Origin of the sequence: Actinopolymorpha rutila (genome assembly GCF_013407855.1) — a bacterium.
Classification (GTDB): domain Bacteria; phylum Actinomycetota; class Actinomycetes; order Propionibacteriales; family Actinopolymorphaceae; genus Actinopolymorpha; species Actinopolymorpha rutila.
This window is the reverse complement of sequence record NZ_JACBZH010000001.1, coordinates 638,218-659,689: the sequence shown is the minus strand read 5'-3', so window position 1 is coordinate 659,689 and position 21,472 is coordinate 638,218. Positions and strand designations below refer to the sequence as shown.

The window sequence follows — 21,472 nt, the reverse complement described above, 5'->3', positions numbered from 1 at the left end:
TGGCACGGGACATCGCCCTTCGGCTCAGCTATCTTCGACGAAGTTGATCAAGACAGGTGCGACCTCTGCGTCTGCTGTCATCGAGAGGTCCGCCCGCGAGTTCGCGCAACGCGGGCTTGCGCCAGGGCCGTCGAGGGCCGGGAGGCACAAGGACATGCGCGATCTCGAGTCCCCCCGCGCGGAGGACGGGACCTACCGGCATCTTTGGGACGACTTCAAGGACGGGTTCACCGTCGGCTCGCCCACGGCGAAGTGGTTCTACTTCGGCTCCGGGAGCTTCACAGGTGACGACGGCGTCGTCTCCACCGGCTCCCACGGCCTCAACGTCGTCGCTCCGGGCGAGAACCGAACGACGGGAGAACCCGCGTTCACGCTCTCAGTCGCGCCGGACAGCCAGAACGGCGGTCTTCCGGGCGGGCTCGACCACGTGAAGTGGCTCGCCTATGCCAACCACACCGCCTCCAGCGGCTACCCCGGCTTCGATGCCGTCCCCGGCCAGGTCTTCTCCTTCGAGACCTGGCTGGGAGGACGGACGTACGGCACGCGGTTCCAGCCGTTCGGCGGCGCCGTGGACGACCCGGACGACGACCTGCGCCTTGCCTCGTTCGCTGCTAACCAGATCGACTTCGAGACGTACATCGTCTTCGACTTCTTCCTTACGAACAAGACCATCTACGCCTTCTACGAGCGCCTCCCGTTCGGCAGGGGCCCGGCGCTCGGAGACAACTATGCGGCGTTCAGCTTCCAGATCCCGGTCGCCGCCAACAACCCGCGTGCGATGCACCATCTGAGGATCTCCTACGACCGTGCGGCCGGAGTCGTGCGCTGGTACGTGAACGAGGAGGAGGTGTTCAGGGTCGACCGCATCGGCTGCCGCATCGACCGCAGGTATCTCACCCTGGACCACGGCGGTGAGGAGGTACTCGTGGAGCCGCGCCAACTCGCCTGCGGCATGGGCATGTTCACGTTGCTGGACGGGTACCGTCCGGCCGGCATCGGCCTGGTGAAGCTCGGCGACGGCCCCACCGGCTACTTCGACCCGGACGTGGGCGATCCCACGCCGTCGCCCTTCGTGGACCCGTCGAGTCTCCCGTCCAGCCGGCTCTTCGGCCAGGGGGCGAGGCTCGAGGTTCGTCGCGTGGTGGTCTCGAGCGCGGTCGGCACCTGACCGCGGGCCGGTGCCGTCAGGCGTCCGGGGCCGCGGTCCCACCGACCAGCGCCTGGAAGGCCGGCCGCAGCAGGTCGGTGATCTGTTCGGGCGAGGCGTCGCGCAGGTGGTCGAGCTCGAGCAGGTGACGTCCGGTGGTGACACCCAGCAGCACCGCGACCAGCAGGGCCGACCGCAACTCCGGGTCGTCGGCGGGGATCACCGTGGCGCCCTGGGCGATCTGCCCGGCCAGCGAAGCCCGCACCGCCTCGGTCGCCTCCGGATGAGTGAACGCCGACCGCAGCAGGGGCATGGTGGCCGCCTGCCCGCTCAGCTTGACGCCCAGGATCGACAGCAACAGCTCGGCGAACTCGGCCGGCTCCGCGGGCAGCTCCTCGCCCGCCGGTACGTGCACGGCCTGCCGGAACAGCTGGTCCTTCGAGCCGAAGTACTGCATCACCAGCGCCGGGTCGACCCCGGCCGCACCGGCGACTCCCCGGATGGTGGTGCGTTCGTAGCCGCGCTCGGCGAACTCCTTCCGGGCCGAGGCCAGGATTCGTTCCTCGGTCTGCCGTCTGCGCTCGGACCGGCTCGGCCGGGGACGGCCGGCCTCATCGGGTGCGTCGGCCCGGGCCTTCCTGGCGGCACTCATTCTCGTGACTCTACCGGCGTTGACCGAGGTGGCGATTTCGCTCTACGCTCGTTGAGGTTCAACGCCTGTTGAGTGAACGGGAGAGAGCCGTCATGCCCAATCTGCCCGACCTGCCCGAACTGCCCCATCTGCGCGATGAACCGGGCCCGGAAGCGGTGCTGACTCCGCGACGCGCCTTCGAGAGGTTCCGGCGGTCCGTCCTGTCCGGCACCGCCGACGATTCGGGCGACCAGGCCGAGGACGTCCTCGTCGAGTGGCCGTTCACCCCTCCGGGACGCCCGCGCCGTCTCCGGGGCAGGTCGGAGCTCGAGGCGCTGACGCGCGCCGGGCGGGCCGCGCTGCCGATGCGCATCGAGGACGTCCCCGTCGTCGCGATCCACGACAGTCTCGACCCCGAGGTGGCGATCGTGGAGTACGAACTCGCCGGGACGCTCACCGCCACTGGCGAGAGCGTGTCCGGCGCGGTGCTGGTGCTGCTCCGCGTCCGCGACGGCCGGGTCGTGCACGTACGCGAGTACCAGGACGTGGTGGCGATGGCCCAGGCGTTCGGCCGGTACGACGAACTGCTCGCCGCGGTGAAGACCGCACCAGCCGACCCGACCGAAGCCGACGCCGGCGGACCCGGCACCGACACCGGCACCGACGCCGGCGGACCCGGCACCGACACCGGCACCGGCACCGACTCCGACAACGACACAGCGGTCCCGTCGGGCACGGGACCGCGGGCCGTCTTCGCCCGCTACCAGCAGGCGGTGCTGGCGAACTCCCCCGACGCGATGGCCGACCTGTTCGCCGCCGACGGCGTCCAGGAGTTTCCGTTCCGGCTGCCGGGCATCCCGGAGCGGCTGGAGGGCCGGGAGGCCGTGCGCTCCTGGCTCAGCCGGACGGCCGGGCAGTCGATCCGGTTCCAGGCGTACCGCGACGTCACCATCCACGACACGACCGACCCGGAGGTGATCGTCGTCGAGCACGCCATCGACTGCACGCACCTCGGGACCGGGCGCCCGCTGCGGATGTCGTACGTCTACGTGCTTCGTGCCCGCGACGGACGGATCACCCTGCTGCGCGACTACGCGAACCTGCTGCCCGTGCTCGCGGCCCGACTGGTCGGCGCCTGACGCCGGTCAGCCCATGGCCCGGTCAGCCCTTGATGCCGGTCTCGGTGACGCCCTGCACGAGGTAACGCTGCAGGAACACGAAGATCAGCACCAGCGGGAGGATCGACACCGCGGCGGCCACGAACAGTTCGTGGATGTTGATGGTCTGCGCGGTGATGAACGTCGACAGCGCCACCTGCACCGTCCACGACGAGGAGTCCTGCCCGATCACCAGTGGCCACAGGAAGGCGTTCCAGTTGGCGATGAACGTGATGGCGGCGATCGCGGCGAAGAACGGCAGCGAGTTGGGTACGACGATCAGCCAGAACGTCCGCCAGTAGCCCAGGCCGTCGACCCTGGCCGCCTCCTCCAACTCCTTGGGGAAGTTGATGAAGTACTGCCGGAAGAGGAACGCCGCGAACCCGCTGAACAGCCCGGGGATGATCAGGCCGCGCAGCGAGCTCACCCAGCCGAGCGAGGAGACCAGCACGAAGCTCGGGATGAACGTCACCGCCGCCGGGATCATCAGCGTGGCCACGATCAGGTAGAAGATCTTGTCGGACGCGCGGTTGGGAATCCGCGCCAGGCCGTAGCCGGCCATCGCCGCCAGCAGCAGCTGGCCACCGGTGCCGACCACGCCGACGACCGTGGAGTTCCACAGCGCCCGCGCCATCGGAACCTCGTTGTCGTTGAACAGCTCGGCGATGTTCTCCCAGTGCAGCGTGGTCGGGAACACCGTCCAGCCGGGCGCGGTGATGTCGGCGTCGCTGGACAGCGCGTTGCGCACGATGAGGTAGAACGGCACCAGGAAGACCACGGTGGTGATCAGCAGCGCCGCCCAGCGAGCGATCGTGGCCACCGTCGCCATCGGGCCGCGCCGGTGCCCGATCGGGACCGGCGTTCCGGTGGTGCGTACGGCGGGTTGGGTCGTGGTCGCCATCAGTCCGCCTTACCGAATCCGAAGATCCTGCTCTGCACCAGCGTGAGCACCATGATGATCGCCGCCAGGATGAGCGCGCCGGCGCTGCCCCGGCCGAGGTCCTGGATGGAGCTCAGCGAGACGCCGTACAGATACACCAGCGGCGGCCGGGCGTAGTTGACGTTGCCGACGAGGTTGTAGAACTCGTCGAACGCCTGGTACGCCGCGATGAGGTTCAGCAGCAGCACCGCGATCGAGGTGGCCCGCAGCTGCGGGAAGGTGATGAAGCGGAACACCTGCCAGCCCGGCTTGGCCCCGTCGACGTAGGCCGCCTCGTAGAGGTCGGTCGGGATGCGCTGCAGACCCGCGATGAACAGGATCATGTAGAAGCCGAGCTGCAGCCACAGCCGCACGGTCACCAGCGGAAGCCAGTACCACGGCGGGTCGACCGTGCTCAGCCAGGCGATGTTCTCGATGCCGAACCAGCTCAGCACGGTGTTGGCCAGGCCGAACCGCACGCCGTTGAAGATGGACAGCTTCCAGATCAGCGAGGCCACGACGTACGAACACGCGGTGGGCAGGAAGAACACCGACCGGAAGAACGCCCGCGCCACCCGTACGCCGTTGACCAGCAACGCCATGCCGAGCGACAACGCGAACGTGAGCGGCACGATGAACACCGCGAAGACCGTGAAGGTCAGCAGGCTGGACAGGAAGTTCGGGTCCGTCAGCATGTCGACGTAGTTGCGCAGCCCCACGAAGTTGGTCGGCGTGACCGTGTTGCGGGCGTCGAAGAAGCTGAGGAACAGGCTCCACACGATCGGCACGTAGCCGAAGACCAGCAGGCCGACGAGGAACGGGCCGACGAAGAGCCAGTAGGCGAGGGAGGTGCCGCGGATGCCGCGGCGCCTCCCCCCACCGGTCGACTGGGTGGTGCCGCCCGTGGTGGACGGCTCGGTGACGGCGCTCATCGCCGCTCAGCCGAACAGCCGGTCGAGCTCTGCATTGGTGGTCTTCTCCGCCTTCGCCGCCTCACCGGCGGGGTCGGCGCCCTTCTTGATGACGTTGGTCAGCATGTCGCCGAACGCCGAGGCCATCTTGGGAGTCCAGGCGGGATCGTCGGTGAAGCCGTTGTCGGAGGCGAGCTTCACGGCCTCGGCAGCCGGGCCGGTCTGCAGCTTCTTCGCCCTCGCCGCGAGGCTCTTGCGCGGCGGGATGTGGAAGCCGTAGCTCAGGCTCCAGTCCTCCTGGAAGTCCGTCTTGTCGATCCACAGCCAGCGGACGAACTTCTTGGCGGCCTCGACGTTCTTGCTCTTGGCGGAGACGAACTGCGTCCAGCCGCCGGAGTAGACCACGTCCTTGCCCTGAGCGTCCAGCTTCGGGTACGGCATCACGCCGACGTCGTCGCCGAACTTCTTCAGGATCGCCGGCATCGCCCACAGGCCGATCCACTGCATGGCCGCGAGTTCGTTGATGAACGCACCCGGGTCGGTCCAGTCGGTGGGGGCACCGAGCAACATGGCCTTGCTGGCGTACAGCTCGTGCAGTTTGGAGTACGCCTTGAGCGCGCGCTCACCGGCGAAGTTCGGCTTGTGGTCCTGGGTGAGGCAGGTCCCGCCGGCGGAGTACAACGCGGGCCGGCCGAGGGCGAGACCGCCGTCGTTTCCGGCGAACAGGCCCTTCATGTTCTTGTTGGTGAGGGCCTTCGCCGCGGCGATGAGCTCGTCGATCGTCGTCGGCGGCTTGAGTCCGGCCTTGTCCAGCAGGCTCTTGCGGTAGTAGATGAGCTGCGGGTCGTCGATCATCCGGATGCCGTAGAGCTTGCCGTCGACGGTGTTGGTGGTGATGTCGTTGGCGTTGAAGTCGTCCTTGACGTCGCTGATGATGTCGTCGAGGGCTACGACCTGCTTGCTCTGCACCATGGCGATGTTGAGCTGGCTCTCGAAAACGTCCGGGCCCTTGTCGGACAGCAGTCCGGACGCGAGCTTCGACGCGTAGTCACCAGGTGTCCACTGCACGTTGACAGCGGCCTTGTCGTACGCCTTGGCGTACTTCAGCGCGGCTTCCTTCGTGCCGGTTTCGCCGTACTGGTGGTACCACTGTGACAACACGGTGTTGCCACCACCACCGCCGCCCCCGCTCGCCGGGCGTCCGCTGTTGCCGCCGCAGGCCGCGGCGAACGCACCGAGGGCTGCCAGCCCACCTGTGCGGCGCAGGAAAGTACGTCGGCTCCAAGCGCCGGCCGGCTGTGTCGGGGTCATGCGAACCACACCTCCGAGGAAGAAACGCCAGCCGGAGCGGTCGCAGCTGACGACACACGAGCGGACTCCCGGTCACCTCGACCGACGCGGGACGAGGGCACCAACGACGCCAACGGACCGGGCGGCATGAGTGATCTCCCACGTTGGAAAACAGTCCCAGTTGGGGGGAATGGCGTCAAGAGTTAAATCGTTCGTGCACCGTCTCGTTGTCTGCAATGTGCCCGAAACGGACGAACCCGCGCCGGGACGGCCCAGATCGCGGAGGCGTGCGATCTGGACCCTCCGAGCACGGGCTCGACGAGGGCGCCGGGGCTGGGGCCTCGTGGCGGTCCCAGCTCGGTCGGACAGTGTGGTCGTGCGGTCGGTGTCGCGGTTCGGTCGTTCGGTGGTTCGGGCTGCGGCGGTGCGCGGAAACTTCCGGTGTTGCGATGCTGCCGGGTGCTGCGCTGCTGCGAACTGCTGCGAACTGCTGCGAACTTCGTCGTCGGGCGACTCCGCGGTCGGCGGGCCTACGGCGCTCGCCGCGCCTTCGGCGTACCAGCCGATGATCGTATCGGCGTGGCTACCGCGTCACCTCGTCCGGGCCGTGCTCCTGTCCGGGCTCGTCCATCCGGTCGTCGAGCCAGTAGGCCCCGCCGAAACCGCCGGTCCCGCCACTCACGCAGAAGACCAGCGGATCGCGGACCTGGTCCCGCCCGACGTCCGGGTCCGGCGCGGTGCGCGAGGGCCCGGGAGACCCCTGCGCCGCGGCGAACTCGAACCCGTGTGGTTCCGGCATTGGCGCCGCCTTCCGATCTCGTGCTGTACCCCATGGTCACCTGCTCCAATGCCGGTCAGCACCGGTTTCCGCAAATTTGCCACCCAACCTGACGAGGGATCCCTCATAAAAGCGACGGCACGGCACCGGCCTCCACGGCCCGGCGCGCGGTAGCCCCGGCGTGGATTCCACCGCGGAAGAATCGCGCGGTCGGCGGCCGCCGAGTCGAAGGTGCGACGTGGCGAAGTGCGAAAAGTCCGGGTGGCCAGGACTCCCGCGAGCCTTCTCACTTCCCCACCACCGGTCTCCAGCGCACGCTCGCGCGAAGGCTCAGCGGGCCGGACGTGGCTCAGTCGTGTACCGGGCTCTCGTGCTCGCGGTGGGTGGCCGACTCGATCTGGAACGTCGAGTGCTCCACGTCGAAGTGCCCGGCCAGGCAGGTGCACAGCTCGTCCAGCACCCGTCCGGTGTGGCCGCCGGCCATCGTCACCTCGTCCACGACGACGTGCGCGGACAGGACGGGCAGGCCGGAGGTGATCGTCCAGGCATGCAGGTCGTGTACGTCGACCACGCCGGGCACGTGCGTGATGTGGTGGCGTACGGCCCCGATGTCCACACCCCTGGGCACGGCCTCCAGGAGTACGTCGATCGCCTCCCGTAGCAACCCCCACGCCCGGGGCAGGATCATCAGGGCCACCAGCCCGGACGCGACCGCGTCCGCGCGCTGCCAGCCGGTCAGCGTGATGACCAGCGCCGCCACCACCACCGCGACCGACCCGAGCAGGTCGCCGAGGACCTCGAGGTAGGCGCCGCGAAGGTTGAGGGAGTCCGACTGGGCCCGGTGGAGGAGCAGCAGGGACGCGGTGTTGGCGGCCAGGCCGACCAGCGCGACCACCAGCATCAGCCCCGAAGCGACCTCCGGCGGCTCGGAGAACCGGCGTACCGCCTCGACCAGAATGTAGAGAGCGAGGGCGAACAGGACCACCGCGTTGGCCGCGGCGGCCAGGATCTCCGCCCGCTGCCAGCCGAACGTACGCCGGCTGGTCGGTGCGCGCTGGGCCAGCGTCACCGCCACCAGGGAGAGCACGATTCCGGCGGAGTCGGCAGCCATGTGGCCCGCATCGGCGAGCAGCGCCAGCGAGCCGGACGCGATCGCGCCGACGACCTGCACCACCAGCACCGACGCGGTGAACAGCAGGACGAGCATCAGCCGGCGCCGGTGCCCGCCCGTCGCGGTTCCCTGCGCCGCCGCGTGGCCGTGCCCGTGGCCATGCCCGTGTCCGGCGGCCATCAGCCGCCTCCCTCCGCGTGCTGGCCCCGACGGCCGAGGCGGTCCGGGCGGTCCGGGCGGGCCGGGCGGCGGTGCGCGCGCACCTGTCCGGACTCCTGCGTGCGGGCCGGCTCGTGTCCGCTGGCGGGAAGGCTCTCGTGCGGACGGGCCGAGCGAGCGAACGCGGGCGCCTGCTCGCCGGTGTGGTCGCGTACGTCAGTCCGGTCGCGTACGCCGGTCTCCGCGCAGGCGGCCTGGTCGGCGTCCTCGGCGACGACGGCGAGGAACTCCCACAACGCGTGCGCGAGGTGCGGGCTGGCCAGGTCGTAGCGCACCTGCCGGCCCTCCGGTGTGGCTGCCACCAGGCCGGAGCCGCGCAGGAAGGTCAGGTGGTTGGAGACGTTCGGCCGGGTCAGCTCGAGCACGTCGGCCAGTTGGGCGGGGTAGGCGGGCCCGGCGGCCAGGGCGAGCAGGATGCGGCAGCGGGTGGGATCGGCGATCGCCCGGCCGAGCCGGGACATCGCCTCCACGTCCGCCGGGCCGATCGGGGCCTGCGGGCGAGGGGGTTCCGGTGGTGGGGTGAGCACCCAGTCAAGGTACAGCACTCACTGAATTAAGCAAGCACTGAATCATCGCGTTCATCCGATAGCTGCTGGTACCGCCCCGGATGTCGCGAGGTCAGCGTGCGAGCCAGCCGCCGTCCACCGGCACGACCGCACCCGACACGTAGTCCGAGGCGGCCGAGGCCAGGAAGACGACCACGCCCGCGAGGTCGTCCGGGCGGCCCCAGCGACCGGCCGGGATCCGCTCCAGGATGGCCCGGCTGCGATCGGGGTCGCTGCGCAGCGCCTCGGTGTTGTCGGTGGCGAAGTAGCCGGGCGCGATCGCGTTGACGTTCACGCCGTACGGAGCCCACTCGTTGGCCAGCGCCCGGGTCAGCCCGGCCAGCCCGCTCTTGGCCGCGGTGTACGCGGCGACATTGATCCCGCCCTGGAAGCTCAGCACCGACCCGGTGAAGATCACCTTGCCGGCGCGGCGGCGCACCATCGGCCGGCCGAGCTCACGGGTGAGCGCGAACTGCGCGGTCAGGTCGACCGCGAGCACCTCGTCCCAGTCGGCGTCGGCGTAGTCCACGGCGGGCGACCGGCGAATGGTCCCGGCGTTGTTGACCAGGATGTCCACCGGCCGGTCCCGGTCGGCGAGGCTCCGTGCGAACTCCGTGACCGCCGCCCGGTCGGCGAAGTCGACCCGGTGCCCCTCGAAGGAGCGGCCGAGCGAGGTCACCGCCTGCTTCACCTCGCTGCCCCTGGCCTGGAGCCGGGAGCTCACCCCGATCACGTCCGCGCCGGCGGCGGCCAGCGCCCGCGCCATCGCCAGCCCGAGCCCGCGGTTGGCGCCGGTGACCAGCGCCAGCTGCCCGGTCAGGTCGAAGATCCCGCCCGCGCCGGACGGGTCGGCGGCCGCGCCGGACGAGCCCGAGGCCGGGCCGGTTGCCGGGCTGCTCACGAGGCGTCCTGGCAGTCGATCAGCACCTTCATCACACCGCCGCCGGACTCCAGCGCGTCGAACGCAGCACTCGCGCCGGACAGCGGGACCACCCGCGAGATCAGCTCCTCGGCCGGCACCTGGCGGTCGGCCACCAGCCGGACGGCGTACTCGAAGTCGTCCCGGGTGTAGACGCGGGTGCCGAGGACGGAAAGCTCCCGCAGGAAGACCTGGTTGAGGTCGACCAGTCGTGGTTCGGAGTGGATGGCCACGACGACCATCACGCCGCGTACGCCGAGCACGTCGGTGGCGGTCCGCACGCCGGCCGGCGCTCCGGACACCTCGAACGAGACGGGAACGCCCGCGCCCGCGGTCCAGTCCGCGACGTACGCACCGACGTCGGTGCGGCTCGGGTCGACGACGGTGAGGCCGAGGCCCTCGGCGGTCGCCTGGCGGTGCGGGTCGAGTTCGAGGAGGACGACCTCGCTCCCCTGTGCCTGCGCCACCCGGGCGATCAGCACCCCGATCGGCCCGCCGCCCACGACGACCGCCTTCTCACCGGCGGCGAGGCCGGACCGGCGTACGTCGTGCACCGCGACCGCGGTCGGCTCCACCAGCGCGGCCACGTCCAGCGGCAGGTCGGCGGGCAGCCCGACCACGACGTCCGCCGGCACCGTCCAGCTCCCCTGCATGGCACCCGGGATGTCGACGCCGATGACCTTCAGCGTCTGGCACACGTGGGTGTGGCCGGCCCGGCACGCGCCGCAGGTGCCGCACCAGCGCAGCGGCATCACGGTCACCGGGTCGCCGGCCCGCCAGTTGGTGGCCCCCTCGCCCACGGCGGCGATCCGGCCCGACGACTCGTGGCCGAGCACCGCCTTGGCCGGCACGCGGTGGTCCATCGCGCCGTGCCGGATGTGCAGGTCGGTGCCGCAGATACCGGCGTACGCCACCTCGATCTCGACCTCGCCCGGCCCGGGCGGGACCCGTTCGCGGTCCTCGACGATCAGGGTCGGGTCACCGGTGTACAGGGCCGCGCGCATGCGATCTCCTCCGCCGTCGTTCTGGGTCTCCACGCAGTCTCCACGCTGCCTCCACGTGCACCCACGTCCGCGGTTGGAGTGCACCACACCGGCCCATTTCCGACCAAGCCGGTGTCCGGCGGCGGCACGACAACCGGGGACGGGGGCAGGGACGGGGATGGCGGGAATGTTGACGCTTCAACTATCGTTCCGTGTGGCAGGACCGGCCGCCAGCCGGGCGGCAGGCCCCCACCGACCCAAGGAGTGACCATGCCCGCGGTCAGCGTCGACAACATCCTCGTGCTGCCTCGCCTGCCCAAGGTCGACCCGGCGACCGCCACCGAGCGGAAGGTCTCGTCGGTGACGACCGCACCGTCCGGGTTCGAGGGCGAGGGCTTCCCGGTCCGCCGGGCGTTCGCCGGCGTCGACCTGAGTCAGCTCGACCCGTTCATCCACATGGACCAGATGGGCGAGGTGGAGTACGCGCCGGGCGAGCCCAAGGGGACGCCCTGGCACCCACACCGCGGCTTCGAGACCGTGACGTACATGATCGACGGCACGCTCCGCCACCAGGACTCCAACGGCGGCGGCGGGCTGATCAGCGACGGCGACACCCAGTGGATGACCGCCGGTGGTGGTCTGCTGCACATCGAGGCCCCGCCGGAGGAGGTCGTGATGAGCGGCGGCCTGTTCCACGGCTTCCAGCTGTGGGTCAACCTGCCGGGGCGCCTGAAGATGACCGCGCCGCGCTACCAGGACATCCACCGCGGCGACGTGGGCCTGGTCAGCTCCCACGACGGCGGCGCGCTGCTGCGCGTCATCGCCGGTGAGGTGGGCGGCCACCGCGGGCCCGGCGTCACCCACACCCCGATCGCCCTGCTGCACGCGACCGTCTCCCCCGGTGCGCAGGTCCGGCTGCCATGGCGGGCCGACTTCAACGCGCTGGTGTACGTCCTGAGCGGCACCGGCACCGTGGGCGCGAACCGGCGGCCGATCCGCAGCGGCCAGCTCGCGGTGTTCGGCCCCGGTGACGTGGTGACGCTGGACGCCGACCAGAACCAGGAGAGCCGCAGCCCGGCGCTCGACGTGCTGGTCCTCGGCGGGCAGCCGATCCGGGAGCCGGTCGCGGCGTACGGCCCGTTCGTCATGAACACCCGCCAGGAGCTCCTGCAGGCCTTCGAGGACTTCCAGGCCGGCCGGCTGGGCACCATTCCCGCCCAGCCGCACCCCGGCCACGACGTGCTCTGAGTGCGCCTGAGCCGCTCTGATCGCTACGACCCTCGCCGGGCCGGCGCCCTCCGGGGCCGCCGGCCCGGCGAACTCGTCGCGGTGGCCATCAGCCGCGCGGCCGGGCCGCTCGGGTCGCGGCCGGGCAGCCACACCGCGCGGAACCGGCGCTCGAACCGCAGGTCGCGTACGGCCACCGCGACCAGCCGCCCGTCCGCGAGTTCCGCGCCGACCGCGAGCGCGCTGAGCACACCCGGTCCCTCCCCGGCCATCACCGCCGCCTTGATCGCCGTGGTGGAGCCGAGCTCGAGACCGGCGTGAACGCGGTGCCCGGCGGCGGCGAGCCGGCGGACGAACACGTCCCGCGTACCCGACCCTTCCTCCCGCAGCACCAACCGGGCCGCAGCCAACTCGTCCGGGCGCACGCCGGCGTGGCGCCGGGACCACCGATGGCCGGGCGCCACCACGACCAGTAGTTCGTCCGCGCCGACCGTGCGCGACCGCAGGCCGGTCGGCACCGACGTTCCCTCGACGAAGCCGAGGTCCGCGCGCCGGTCGCGGACCATCGCCGCGACCTGCTCGGAGTTGCCGACCCGCAGCGCGACGTCAAGGTCGGGCTCGGCGGCGTGCAACCGGGCCAGCCAGCCGGGTACGAGGTACTCCGCGACGGTCATCGACGCGGCCAGCCGCAGCTGACCGGCCTGCTCCGCACGCAGAGCTGCCACGCCGAGAGCGAGTTCGCGGGACGCCTCCAGGACCGGCCGGGCCCAGTCGACGACGGCAGCGCCGGCCGGGGTGAGTGTCGAACCGACCGTGGAGCGTTCCAGCAACGTCAGTCCCAGCCGTCGTTCGAGTCCGCGCAGGCGCTGGCTCACCGCCGGCTGGCTGATGCCGTGCAACCCTGCGGCCTGCCGCAGGCTGCCGGTCTCCGCCACCGTGACCAGCAGGTGCAGCGTCGCGACCTCGGGGAGTTCGAGCATACCGCGAGCATAGGAGGCCGGCAGCCGCCGCCATAAGGCCGCCTTATCACCTGCCCGGCAATCGACGGCTACCGCCGGCCGCCCACCACCCGCATCGTGGAGGGTGCGGCAGTACGCCGAAAACCCCGAAAGGAGCAAGGTGGCAACGGACGTGCGGAACCCCTCGACCCGGGCGTCCCACGCACCTGCGAGGACGGGGCAGGCGCCGGTCACACCGGCGAAGACGGGCAGGGCGCGCGCCGGACGGGCTGTGCCGGCGATTCCGGCGGCCCTGACGATCCTGGCGACGGCCCTCGTGGCGACCGTGCTCGGTGGGTACGTTCCGGTGGTCGGCGCACCGGTGGTGGCGCTGGCGCTCGGCGTACTTCTCACCAGCACCTGCCCGCCGGTGGCGCGACTGCGCCCGCGGTTGGCACTTCCCGGACGGTGGTGTCTGCAGGCCGCGGTGGTCGTACTCGGCACGAGCCTGTCGCTGCGCCAGATCGCGCACACAGGTCTGGCGTCGCTGCCGGTGCTGGCGGGGACGCTCGGCATCGCCCTGGTGGCGACCCCACTGCTGGGTCGCGCCCTCGGTGTCAACGGCGGCTTGCGTACGCTCGTCGGCGCAGGCACCGCGATATGTGGCGCGTCGGCCATCGCCGCCACGGCAGGGGTCATCGCGGTCACCGAGGCCGAGATCGCGTACGCCGTCGCCACGATCTTCGCGTTCAACATCGCCGCCGTGGTGGTCTTCCCCGTCCTCGGCCACCTGCTCGACCTGTCCTCGACGGGCTTCGGCCTGTGGGCGGGCAGCGCGGTCAACGACACCTCCTCGGTCGTGGCGGTGGGATACGCGTTCGGCGCGGCCGCCGGGACCCACGCCGTCGTGGTGAAACTGACCCGCACGCTCGCGATCGTCCCGCTCACGCTCGGTCTCGCGTTCGTTCAGGCACGTGCCGCCCGGGCCGCGGCGAACAGTTCACCGTCGGGTGACGGGACGGCCACCGCGCCCGGGCCACGAGCCTTCCCCCGCCTGCGACAGGTGGTGCCCGGCTTCGTCGTACTCTTCGTCGCCGCCGCCCTGGCGAACAGCCTCGGTCTGGTGCCCGCGGCCGTCCACGCACCGCTCGGCCACGTCGCTGCGTTCCTCGTCACGGCAGCGCTCGCGGCGGTCGGCCTGGGCACCCGGCTGGGTGAGCTGCGAACGACCGGACCTCGGCCGCTGCTCCTCGGTGCGCTGCTGTGGGTGTGCGTCGCCGGCACCGCCCTGCTGCTGCAGGCCGCGACCGGCCAGTGGTGACGGAACCGGTGTCAGGACGCGGTTGACGCGGCATCGCGGCGGGACAGCAGTTCGGCCGTGGCCACCAGTGCCACCAGCAGCAGCCCGGTGACCAGTGTGGCCGCAGCGGTGAACGTCGACGCCAGCACCAGCAGTGCGGCGCCGGGGTAGACCGCGTTGCGGACGGCGGGCAGCCGGTGCGGCCGTACGTGCAGAACCCACACCGCACACAGGAACACCGCGACCGGAACGGTGACCGCCGCACCGGCAGTGAGCCACGGAACCGAGCCCGGCCGGGACACCCGGTCGACCTCGACGCCGAGCCCGGCTCCGACCGCGGCCGCCGCCGCGAAGATCAGGTAGTGGGCCGTAGCTCCAGACGAACGCCTCCCGGTTGGAGTTCAGGAACTCCTGAGCAGGCTTGGCGAAGTACAGCCACCACATCGCGAACACGATCAGCAGCCCGCCCACGACGAGTTACATACAGACCACCGGCCATGCGGCGGGAGTCGATCGCGGTCTGCACCGCGACCGTCGCGGCGAGGATCGCCTCACCGAGGACGATCAGCGTGAACAGGCCATACCGCTCGGCGACGTGCCCCGGATGCCACGACGTACGCCCGGCGCGCTCGGCCCAGACCGGCACCGCCAGCTCGGCCGCCACCATGACCACGAACGCCCAAGCAGGCCACTCCGGCCGCAGCAGAAGCACCGCCCAGCCGACCATGCACACGCTCAGTCCCGCGACGAACCGCAACGCGGTGGCCCGGACCGCCGGCACCTCGACAGCCACTCGCACCCACTGCCCGACGAGCGCGAGCCGCATGACTGCATAGCCGAGCAGGATGACCACGAAGTCGCGGGACTCGAACGCCCGGGGAACTCCGGCGGCGATCACCAGGGCGCCCGCGATTTCGACCATGGTGGCCAGCCGGTAGGGCACGTCGTCGTTGTCGTACGCCGAGGCGAACCAGGTGAAGTTGACCCACGCCCACCAGATCGCGAAGAACACCATCAGATAGCCGGTGACGCCGGCGCCGACGTGGCCCACCACGACGGCGTGGTGCAGGTGCGCCGCGGCCTGGGCGACGGCGGCGACGAAGCACAGGTCGAACAGCAGTTCCAGGGGCGTCGCGGCGCGGTGCTGTTCGCGGGCGTCCCGGGCCACGATCGTCCGGCGCCAGCCCTGGGGTGCCGCGGGCTCGGTCATCTGGCCTCTGCCATGGCTTCGTGGCGTGCTTCCGCAGTGTGGCGTGCCTCCGCAGTGCGGTCCGGCGGGCCTCACCGTATGGCACCGTACGGCGCCGGACGGCGACCCGGCGGATGACGCGCGGGAGGCGTCGACAGCGGTGCGCGGAAACGATCACGACGGTGGCCCCGGCGGTACGTCGTTGTCGTGCTTCGGTGCGGCCGAAAGCCTAGGGTGTGTTCGCGGCACACCCCAGGGCGCGCCAGGGCACCACCCAGACTCACCGGCCGGTGGGCCACAGGACCGGACGAAAGATGGGTCGCAGATGCTGGTCATCGCCAACAAGGACGCCGGCAGCACCGAACCCGACGCGATCGAACGGGCGTTGGAGGTCCTTCGCGCCGCCGCCCCTACCGAGCTGGTCTACTGCGAGAGCCTCGACCACCTCCAGGAATGCCTCGACGCCCGTGCCGGCCGGCCCGTCGTGGTCATCGGCGGCGACGGCTCGCTGCACACCACGGTCTCGGCGTTGTACGCCCGGGGCGAGCTTGCCGACTGCCCGGTCGGTCTGATCCCGCTGGGCACCGGCAACGACCTCGCCCGCGGGCTGGACCTGCCGCTGGACGCGGCGGAGGCGGCCGAAATCATCCGCGCGGGCTCGCTGCGGCCGATGGACCTGATCGCCGACGACAACGGCGGTGTGGTCGTCAACGCCGTGCACGTCGGCGCCGGTGCGGAGGCAGCCCAGGCGGCGCACCCGCTGAAGCCGCGCCTCGGCCCGCTGGCGTTCCCGCTGGGCGCCGTGGTCGCCGGCCTGCGTACGAAGGGATGGCGGCTCACCGTGGTCGTCGACGGACGCACGGTCGCCCGGCCCCGGCGGAAGACCCTCATGGTGGGGCTGGCCAACGCGCCGAGCATCGCCGGCGGCACCGCGCAACTCTCGCCGGATGCGGTCCCGCATGACGGGCAGGTCGACGTCGTGGTGTCGCACTCGGTGGGCCGGCTGGCCCGGCTGGGCTACGCCCTGCACCTGACCCGTGGCCGGCACACCGGACGCGACGACGTCGTGTCGCTGCGGGGCCGTGAGGTCGTGGTGTCCGGCGAGGAGTTCTTCATCAACGCCGACGGCGAGGTGACCGGGCCACGGCGGCACTGCTCGTGGCGGGTCGTGCCGGGCGCCTGGCGGATGTACCTCCCAAGCGGCCAGCCGGCCGATGCCGACCCCGCCGCGACGGCGGGCGCAACGGGCTGAAGGAGCTGACCGAGCCAGAACCGAGCCAGGCACACCGACGGGCGGGCCTCCCCACCTCATGTGAGGAGACCCGCCCGTCGGTTGTCGGTCAGTTCGGTGAGGCTCGGTTCGGTGAGACTCAGCCCCTGCGGAAGCGGGCGTCGAAGAAGCAGTAGATCCCGTAGCACGCGACACCGAGGGCGATCAGTCCGAGCAGCAGCGGGCCGTAGGGCTGCTTCGCCAGTGTCTGCAGCGCACCGTCGAGGCCGGTGGACTTCTTCGGGTCGTACGTCACCGCCGCGGCAAGTACCAGCACTCCCACGAGGACGTACGCGACACCGACGGCGACGAACCCCACCTGCCCGAGCCTGATCGCGGCCTTCCGAGTGGCCTGGCTCGCCCGCACGAGGTCGAGGTCCTCGAGGAACTTCTTCTTCCAGCCGCGGTAGACGAGGTAGCCCGCACCCGCGACGATGCCGAGCCCTACCAGGCCGACCAGAATCTGGCCGCCGGGGAGCTCGAGGACCTTCGCGGTGATGGTCTTCTGCTGGCCCCCGCCGGCGCTACCCCCGGCCGCGATCTTGCCCGCGCTGAACGCCAGCGCGCCGAACGCGATCGCCTTGCCGGCACTGCCGAGCCGCCGGGCCGTCCGGCGCTTGCTGGAGCCGGCGTACGCGTATCCGACGCCGGCCTCGGCGAGCTGCCAGACCGCCAGCGCGACCAGGCCGATGGTGATGACCCACAGGAGAACACCGCCACCCGGCTGGCTGGCCAGGGTCTGCAGCGCTCCCTGCTTGCTGGCGTTGCCGCCACCTCCACCGCTGAAGGCCACCTTGGCCGCGAGGTAGGCGAACAGGAGATTGACGAGTCCGTACGCGGCGAGTCCGACCCGGCCGAGCACCCTGACCGGTTTGCTGTCAGCGGCCTGCTGGGCCTGCCGGCCCGCGTTCGCACCGCTTCGTACCTGCGCGTTCATCCGCGCTCCCACCCCTGTTCTCTTGTTGCATGAGCGTGTCGTCCGGGCTCAGGTTTTCTGGGCACAGGTCTTCTGGGCACAGGTTCTCTGGGCACAGCGTTTCTGGCACAAGTGTGATCGGGCAGAAGCCCGTGCCCGGGCAGGCACACACCTGCCCGGGCACCGGGCCATGGGACTACGTGCCCCGCGGGCTTCGTCCCGAAGTTGTGACGTGGTGGGTCAGACGGCGGGCGGCCCGTCGTCGTACACCCGGCGCTCCTCGACCCGAGTGGTGGGAGCCGCCGCACGCCGGCGCCGGGGGCCCCAGATCAGCGCGGTCATGATCAGGCCGATCACACCGACGACCATCAGGATCCACCCGATGACGGAGATGTCGAGTCCGGAAATGCTGAAGTTGACCGCGAACGCCAGAATGGCACCCACCGCGATGAGAAGAATGCTCGCACCGATACCCATACGTACCACCTCGTGGCTGGGAAAACTGGATCTGGTTGACCCCCCGATTGGCATACCGTCGGCAAACCATAGGGCAATTCAGAGGTCGACGCGACCGGTCGCGGTCCCGGCGTGCTGAGCAGTCGGCCGAACCGGCTATCCCACCAAGATCCCACCGGGACTCCGCCTGGCCCCCATGCGAACGGGTGCCCCACGCCGGTCGGCACGGGGCACCCGTCAGGTTACGCAGAGACGCGAGCCGACTGTGCGGCGTCACTTGTCCTTGTCGAGAGTCTTCTTCACGGAGTCCTTGGCGTCCTCGGCGGCGTCGCCCACCTTGTCGCCGGCACGCTTGACGCCCGCCGATGCCTGGTCGGCGCGACCCTCGTCACGCAGCTGGTCGTTGCCAGTGGCTTCGCCGGTCTTCTCCTTGGCCTTGCCCTTGGCACCTTCTGCCTTGTGCTTCATCTTGTCGCCTGCAGCCATTACGGAAGTCTCCCTTCCCGTGGCGCGGCCATCGGATGGTGCCGACCGCGGCCTCACCTGACAGCACATACCCAAGATCGCCTTCTCGCAACTGGCCACACCGACTTTGTGAAGTTCCGAACAACCGGGGATGGCCGCAACACGGACTTGACACCTGGACACGCCTAGGATGCGGCGATACCAGACTTCGGGGGGACAACCATGACCGAGCACGCTCCGCAGCGCCCGGATGCCGCTGATCCGCGAACCACGCCGCCCAAGGCAGGCGCTCCGGAAGCGGGCCCGACCCGACCCGAAGTACGCGGGCGCGCGGTGGGCACCATGGTGATGGCGTTCTTCGCGCTCGCCTGGACCGCCTGGGGACTGTCCACCGGCGTGCCGGCCACGATTCAGAACACCGGGCGCATCCTCAGCGCCCTGTGCTTCCTCTGCCTGCTGGGCTGGGCCGTCCTGGCGTTCCGGCGGTCGGCGTCGCTGCGCCCGGGAAGCGTCGACTACCAGTCGAAGCGGGTGGGGCGCACTTTCGGCATCGTGGTCGGCGCGGAGTTCCTCGGGCTGTTCGTCGTCTCCGCCGTTCTCGGCCGCACCGGCCATCCTGAGGTCATCGCTCCGGTGGTCTGTCTCGGTGTCGGCATCCACTTCTTCCCACTGCGCAGGCTGTTCGCCGTACCGCTCTACGACGCCACCGGGCTGGCGATGTGCGTGATCGCGATCGCCACCGTGATCGTGGCACCGCTGTCCGGCAACCCCGCCCTGTGGACGCTGCTGCCCGGTGTGGGTGCCGCGATCACCTTGTACGCCACCGGCGCCCTCCTGCTGCGCCCTTCCTACCTTCGCGGTCCGGCCGGACCGACCCGCTGAGCATTCGCTGACACCGGCGCACGTCAGGTGTGCTGCGCGGGGTTGGTCCAGTGCCACGTCTCCGGGTCGTACACCGCGGGAGTGGGATGGCTCCACGGCCCGGCGAACCCGTTCATGGCGAGGTTCTCCCGTCGCGGCACGTTGCGCAGGTCCTTGTGCGCAAGGATCGGCACCGGGGTGTTCGCCACCGGCCCGATGAAGAACGGACCGTCGGTCACGTGGATCTTCACCATCTCCCACACCAGCCGGTAGCGGCGCAGGGCGTCCGGTTCGACCTTCGCCCGGTCGTGCAGCGCCCACAGCCGGGCGATCGGTCCGCCCTTGTCCGGTTCGACGCTCGGCGGCTTCCGCTCGTACGGGTCGGTGCTCTTCACCTTCGCAGCCTCGGGAGTGTTGCGGATCGCGTGGTAGTTGGCGTGCAGCGGCGCCCACCAGTCGGCGAAACCCGCCAGCGGTACGAGAACCTGCGGCTCGACCAGGATCTCGTGGATGCCGCCGCCGTTCTCCCAGGCCGTGGTGGTCATCAACTCACCGGCCTGCCAGCGGATCGAGAACGCGTCCGGCGCGACGGGGTTCTGCTTCACCGCGACACCGATCGCCCGCCAGTCGCGTTCCAGCATGGCGTTCTTGTGGATGTGCTCGGGCGAGGTGCCCGCGGGATAGTCCAGTCGTACGACGAGTTTGCCGCCGTCGGGGAGTTCGCGCAGCCCGTCACCGTCGCGGTCGACGACGCCGAGGTCGTCAAGGATCGCCTTCGCCTTCTCCGGATCGTGCCGTACGTAGCTGTCCCGCCAACCCGTGTAGGCGTGCTTGGCCTGCGCACTGCCCTGCAGGTCGATCGCCTTCGGGCTGTAGGTGCCGGTGGTGAGCTCGCCGGTGTTGAAGTAGATCGCCTTGCGGGCGTCGGCCCGGTTGAAGGCGTACGACAGGGCCTGGCGGAACTTCGGCTCCCGGATCAGTGGCCGGAGCTTGTCGTCCTTGTAGTCGTAGTTGAAGAAGAAGATCGACCCGGTGCCGGAACCCCCGTCCCACAACAGGACTTCCAGGCCGGTGCGGTTCTGTGTCTGCTTCAGCCCGGACACGTCGCCCAGGGTCAGCGACAGGAACGGCCCGTGCGCGTGGTCGAGTTTCCCCTGCTGTAGTTGGAGTTTGGTGACCTCGACGTCCTGGACCGCGGTGATGGTCACCGTGTCGAGGTACGGCAGCTGGTTGCCGGCGGTGTCGACGCACCAGTAGTAGGGGTTGCGTTCCCACACCGCACTGCGACCCTCGCGGTAGGAGCGCACCTTCCAGCCGTTCATGGTCGGGCAGTCCGGGTTGGTGCCGTAGTCGCGGAGCCGGTCGAACTTCCCGCCGGCCGCCGCCCAGTCGGCGCCGACCTTCGGGTTGTAGCGGGGGTGGTATTCGGCGAGGTAGTGCTTGGGCGCCATCCAGGCCGGCCCGACGTTGCCGTTCACCCAGCGGGCGAGGTGGAACGGCGTGAGCGGGGCAGGAGTGGTGAACCGCAGCACCAGCGTGTGCGGGTCGGGTGCGGACATCTTCACGAGCTCGCCGTCCGCGCCCTTGGTCTCGTCCGGCGGGGCCTCGGAGTGGTCCTTGTTCAGAACCATGTCCTCCCACCAGAACATGATGTCCGCTGTCGACCACGGCTTGCCGTCCGACCAGCGAAGGCCCTTGCGGAAGTGGAAGGTCCACTCCGAGGCGTCGGCGTTGGAGTCCCACTCCTGCACGAGTCCGGGGCCCACGTCGCGGCCGTCGTTCAGCCAGCGCAGGAGGGAGTGGCCGTACATGTACTCCTTGTTGGACGCCCCGGCCGGGTCGGTGGTGGGCATCCGCAGGTTGCCGCCGTACCTGCCGGGCGCGACCCACCGGTGGGGTACGACGTACGGGGAGTCGGGGAGCCGGTCGGCGACCGCCGGCAGGCTGCCCGCCTTCACCTTCGCTGCCAGCTCGGGCGCCTCGGCGAACTTCGCCGGCGGCCGCAGCGGCTTGGTGACCGAACCCTTCCGGATCGCCTTGCCGGTGGCCGCGGCGTCCTTCGCTGCGTCCTTCGCGGTGCCCGTCGCCCCGCCCCCGTCTTTCCCATTGCCGGATGAGCAGGCCGACAGGGTGGCCACGGCGGCCGTCGCGGATGCCAGCAGGAAGGTACGGCGGTTCGGGCGGTTCGAGTCTGGGTTCACAGCCCGGACGCTAGGCGGTGGGCCGGGGCGCGCGCGTTC

The 21,472-nt window shown here is 70.6% G+C and carries 21 protein-coding genes and 1 pseudogene; 6 read left to right on the top strand and 16 right to left on the bottom strand.

Features of this window, described 5'->3' with window-relative positions:
- The first annotated feature begins 154 nt into the window (after positions 1–154).
- Complete coding sequence (locus F4554_RS02780) at positions 155–1,168, top strand: DUF6081 family protein (protein ID WP_179785913.1); 1,014 nt, start codon at positions 155–157, stop codon at positions 1,166–1,168.
- A gap of 16 nt (positions 1,169–1,184) precedes the next feature.
- On the opposite strand, the gene F4554_RS02775 is transcribed toward F4554_RS02780, so the two are convergent.
- The gene (locus F4554_RS02775; RefSeq protein WP_179785912.1) at positions 1,185–1,799 is read right to left on the bottom strand and encodes a TetR/AcrR family transcriptional regulator; all 615 of its coding nucleotides are present in this window, start codon (positions 1,797–1,799) and stop codon (positions 1,185–1,187) included.
- Between the two features lie 92 nt (positions 1,800–1,891).
- On the opposite strand from F4554_RS02775, the gene F4554_RS02770 reads away from it, so the two are divergent.
- Complete coding sequence (locus F4554_RS02770) at positions 1,892–2,917, top strand: nuclear transport factor 2 family protein (protein WP_179785911.1); 1,026 nt, start codon at positions 1,892–1,894, stop codon at positions 2,915–2,917.
- A 22-nt stretch (positions 2,918–2,939) separates the two neighbouring features.
- Here the strand turns inward: F4554_RS02770 and F4554_RS02765 are convergent, their stop codons facing one another.
- The 8 genes and pseudogenes from F4554_RS02765 to F4554_RS02730 form a co-directional block, all read right to left on the bottom strand.
- The gene (locus F4554_RS02765; RefSeq protein WP_179785910.1) at positions 2,940–3,836 is read right to left on the bottom strand and encodes a carbohydrate ABC transporter permease; all 897 of its coding nucleotides are present in this window, start codon (positions 3,834–3,836) and stop codon (positions 2,940–2,942) included.
- The gene (locus F4554_RS02760; RefSeq protein WP_202889117.1) at positions 3,836–4,786 is read right to left on the bottom strand and encodes a carbohydrate ABC transporter permease; all 951 of its coding nucleotides are present in this window, start codon (positions 4,784–4,786) and stop codon (positions 3,836–3,838) included. The genes F4554_RS02765 and F4554_RS02760 overlap by 1 nt, the downstream gene beginning before the upstream one ends.
- Positions 4,787–4,792: 6 nt before the next feature.
- Positions 4,793–6,076, bottom strand: a complete 1,284-nt coding sequence (locus F4554_RS02755) for an ABC transporter substrate-binding protein (RefSeq protein WP_179785909.1) — start codon at positions 6,074–6,076, stop codon at positions 4,793–4,795.
- Between the two features lie 562 nt (positions 6,077–6,638).
- A complete protein-coding gene (locus F4554_RS02750; protein ID WP_179785908.1) occupies positions 6,639–6,854 on the bottom strand; it encodes a hypothetical protein in 216 nt (71 codons plus the stop codon).
- Between the two features lie 328 nt (positions 6,855–7,182).
- On the bottom strand, positions 7,183–8,124 hold the full coding sequence (locus F4554_RS02745) for a cation diffusion facilitator family transporter (RefSeq protein WP_179785907.1): 942 nt from the start codon (positions 8,122–8,124) through the stop codon (positions 7,183–7,185).
- Positions 8,125–8,396: 272 nt separating this feature from the next.
- A pseudogene (locus tag F4554_RS31810) lies at positions 8,397–8,624 on the bottom strand (ArsR/SmtB family transcription factor); the annotation flags it as partial.
- A 157-nt stretch (positions 8,625–8,781) separates the two neighbouring features.
- Positions 8,782–9,609 carry an SDR family oxidoreductase gene (locus tag F4554_RS02735; RefSeq protein WP_337795846.1) on the bottom strand — a complete coding sequence of 276 codons (828 nt, stop codon included), beginning with the start codon at positions 9,607–9,609 and terminating at the stop codon, positions 8,782–8,784.
- Positions 9,606–10,631: a zinc-dependent alcohol dehydrogenase gene (locus tag F4554_RS02730; RefSeq protein WP_179785906.1), complete on the bottom strand. Its 1,026-nt coding sequence runs from the start codon at positions 10,629–10,631 to the stop codon at positions 9,606–9,608. Before F4554_RS02730 ends, F4554_RS02735 begins: the two co-directional genes overlap by 4 nt.
- A 249-nt stretch (positions 10,632–10,880) precedes the next feature.
- Here F4554_RS02730 and F4554_RS02725 point away from each other — a divergent pair, with 249 nt between their 5' ends.
- The gene (locus F4554_RS02725; RefSeq protein WP_179785905.1) at positions 10,881–11,858 is read left to right on the top strand and encodes a pirin family protein; all 978 of its coding nucleotides are present in this window, start codon (positions 10,881–10,883) and stop codon (positions 11,856–11,858) included.
- A gap of 23 nt (positions 11,859–11,881) precedes the next feature.
- Here the strand turns inward: F4554_RS02725 and F4554_RS02720 are convergent, their stop codons facing one another.
- Positions 11,882–12,817, bottom strand: a complete 936-nt coding sequence (locus F4554_RS02720) for a LysR family transcriptional regulator (protein ID WP_179785904.1) — start codon at positions 12,815–12,817, stop codon at positions 11,882–11,884.
- Between the two features lie 250 nt (positions 12,818–13,067).
- On the opposite strand from F4554_RS02720, the gene F4554_RS02715 reads away from it, so the two are divergent.
- Entirely contained in the window at positions 13,068–14,096 is a 1,029-nt protein-coding gene (locus tag F4554_RS02715; protein ID WP_202889116.1) for a putative sulfate exporter family transporter, read from the top strand.
- Between the two features lie 11 nt (positions 14,097–14,107).
- Here the strand turns inward: F4554_RS02715 and F4554_RS31805 are convergent, their stop codons facing one another.
- Together F4554_RS31805 and F4554_RS02710 are read right to left on the bottom strand one after the other, a co-directional pair.
- On the bottom strand, positions 14,108–14,431 hold the full coding sequence (locus F4554_RS31805; RefSeq protein WP_337796286.1) for a low temperature requirement protein A: 324 nt from the start codon (positions 14,429–14,431) through the stop codon (positions 14,108–14,110).
- Positions 14,431–15,285, bottom strand: coding sequence for a low temperature requirement protein A (locus tag F4554_RS02710; RefSeq protein ID WP_238341195.1), 855 nt, complete (start codon positions 15,283–15,285; stop codon positions 14,431–14,433). The genes F4554_RS31805 and F4554_RS02710 overlap by 1 nt, the downstream gene beginning before the upstream one ends.
- 304 nt (positions 15,286–15,589) lie before the next feature.
- Between F4554_RS02710 and F4554_RS02705 the strand changes: the two genes are divergently transcribed.
- Positions 15,590–16,516 carry a diacylglycerol/lipid kinase family protein gene (locus F4554_RS02705; RefSeq protein ID WP_179785903.1) on the top strand — a complete coding sequence of 309 codons (927 nt, stop codon included), beginning with the start codon at positions 15,590–15,592 and terminating at the stop codon, positions 16,514–16,516.
- Positions 16,517–16,634: 118 nt separating this feature from the next.
- Here the strand turns inward: F4554_RS02705 and F4554_RS02700 are convergent, their stop codons facing one another.
- The 3 genes from F4554_RS02700 to F4554_RS02690 all read right to left on the bottom strand — a co-directional run bounded on the left by F4554_RS02700 (position 16,635) and on the right by F4554_RS02690 (position 18,392).
- On the bottom strand, positions 16,635–17,471 hold the full coding sequence (locus F4554_RS02700) for a DUF1206 domain-containing protein (protein ID WP_179785902.1): 837 nt from the start codon (positions 17,469–17,471) through the stop codon (positions 16,635–16,637).
- A 219-nt stretch (positions 17,472–17,690) separates the two neighbouring features.
- Complete coding sequence (locus tag F4554_RS02695; protein WP_179785901.1) at positions 17,691–17,927, bottom strand: DUF6458 family protein; 237 nt, start codon at positions 17,925–17,927, stop codon at positions 17,691–17,693.
- A 252-nt stretch (positions 17,928–18,179) separates the two neighbouring features.
- A complete protein-coding gene (locus F4554_RS02690; RefSeq protein ID WP_179785900.1) occupies positions 18,180–18,392 on the bottom strand; it encodes a CsbD family protein in 213 nt (70 codons plus the stop codon).
- 201 nt (positions 18,393–18,593) lie between these two features.
- Between F4554_RS02690 and F4554_RS02685 the strand changes: the two genes are divergently transcribed.
- Entirely contained in the window at positions 18,594–19,253 is a 660-nt protein-coding gene (locus F4554_RS02685; RefSeq protein WP_179785899.1) for a hypothetical protein, read from the top strand.
- A gap of 23 nt (positions 19,254–19,276) precedes the next feature.
- Here F4554_RS02685 and F4554_RS02680 read toward each other — a convergent pair whose 3' ends face one another.
- A complete protein-coding gene (locus F4554_RS02680; RefSeq protein ID WP_337795845.1) occupies positions 19,277–21,433 on the bottom strand; it encodes an ABC transporter substrate-binding protein in 2,157 nt (718 codons plus the stop codon).
- Positions 21,434–21,472 lie beyond the last annotated feature (39 nt).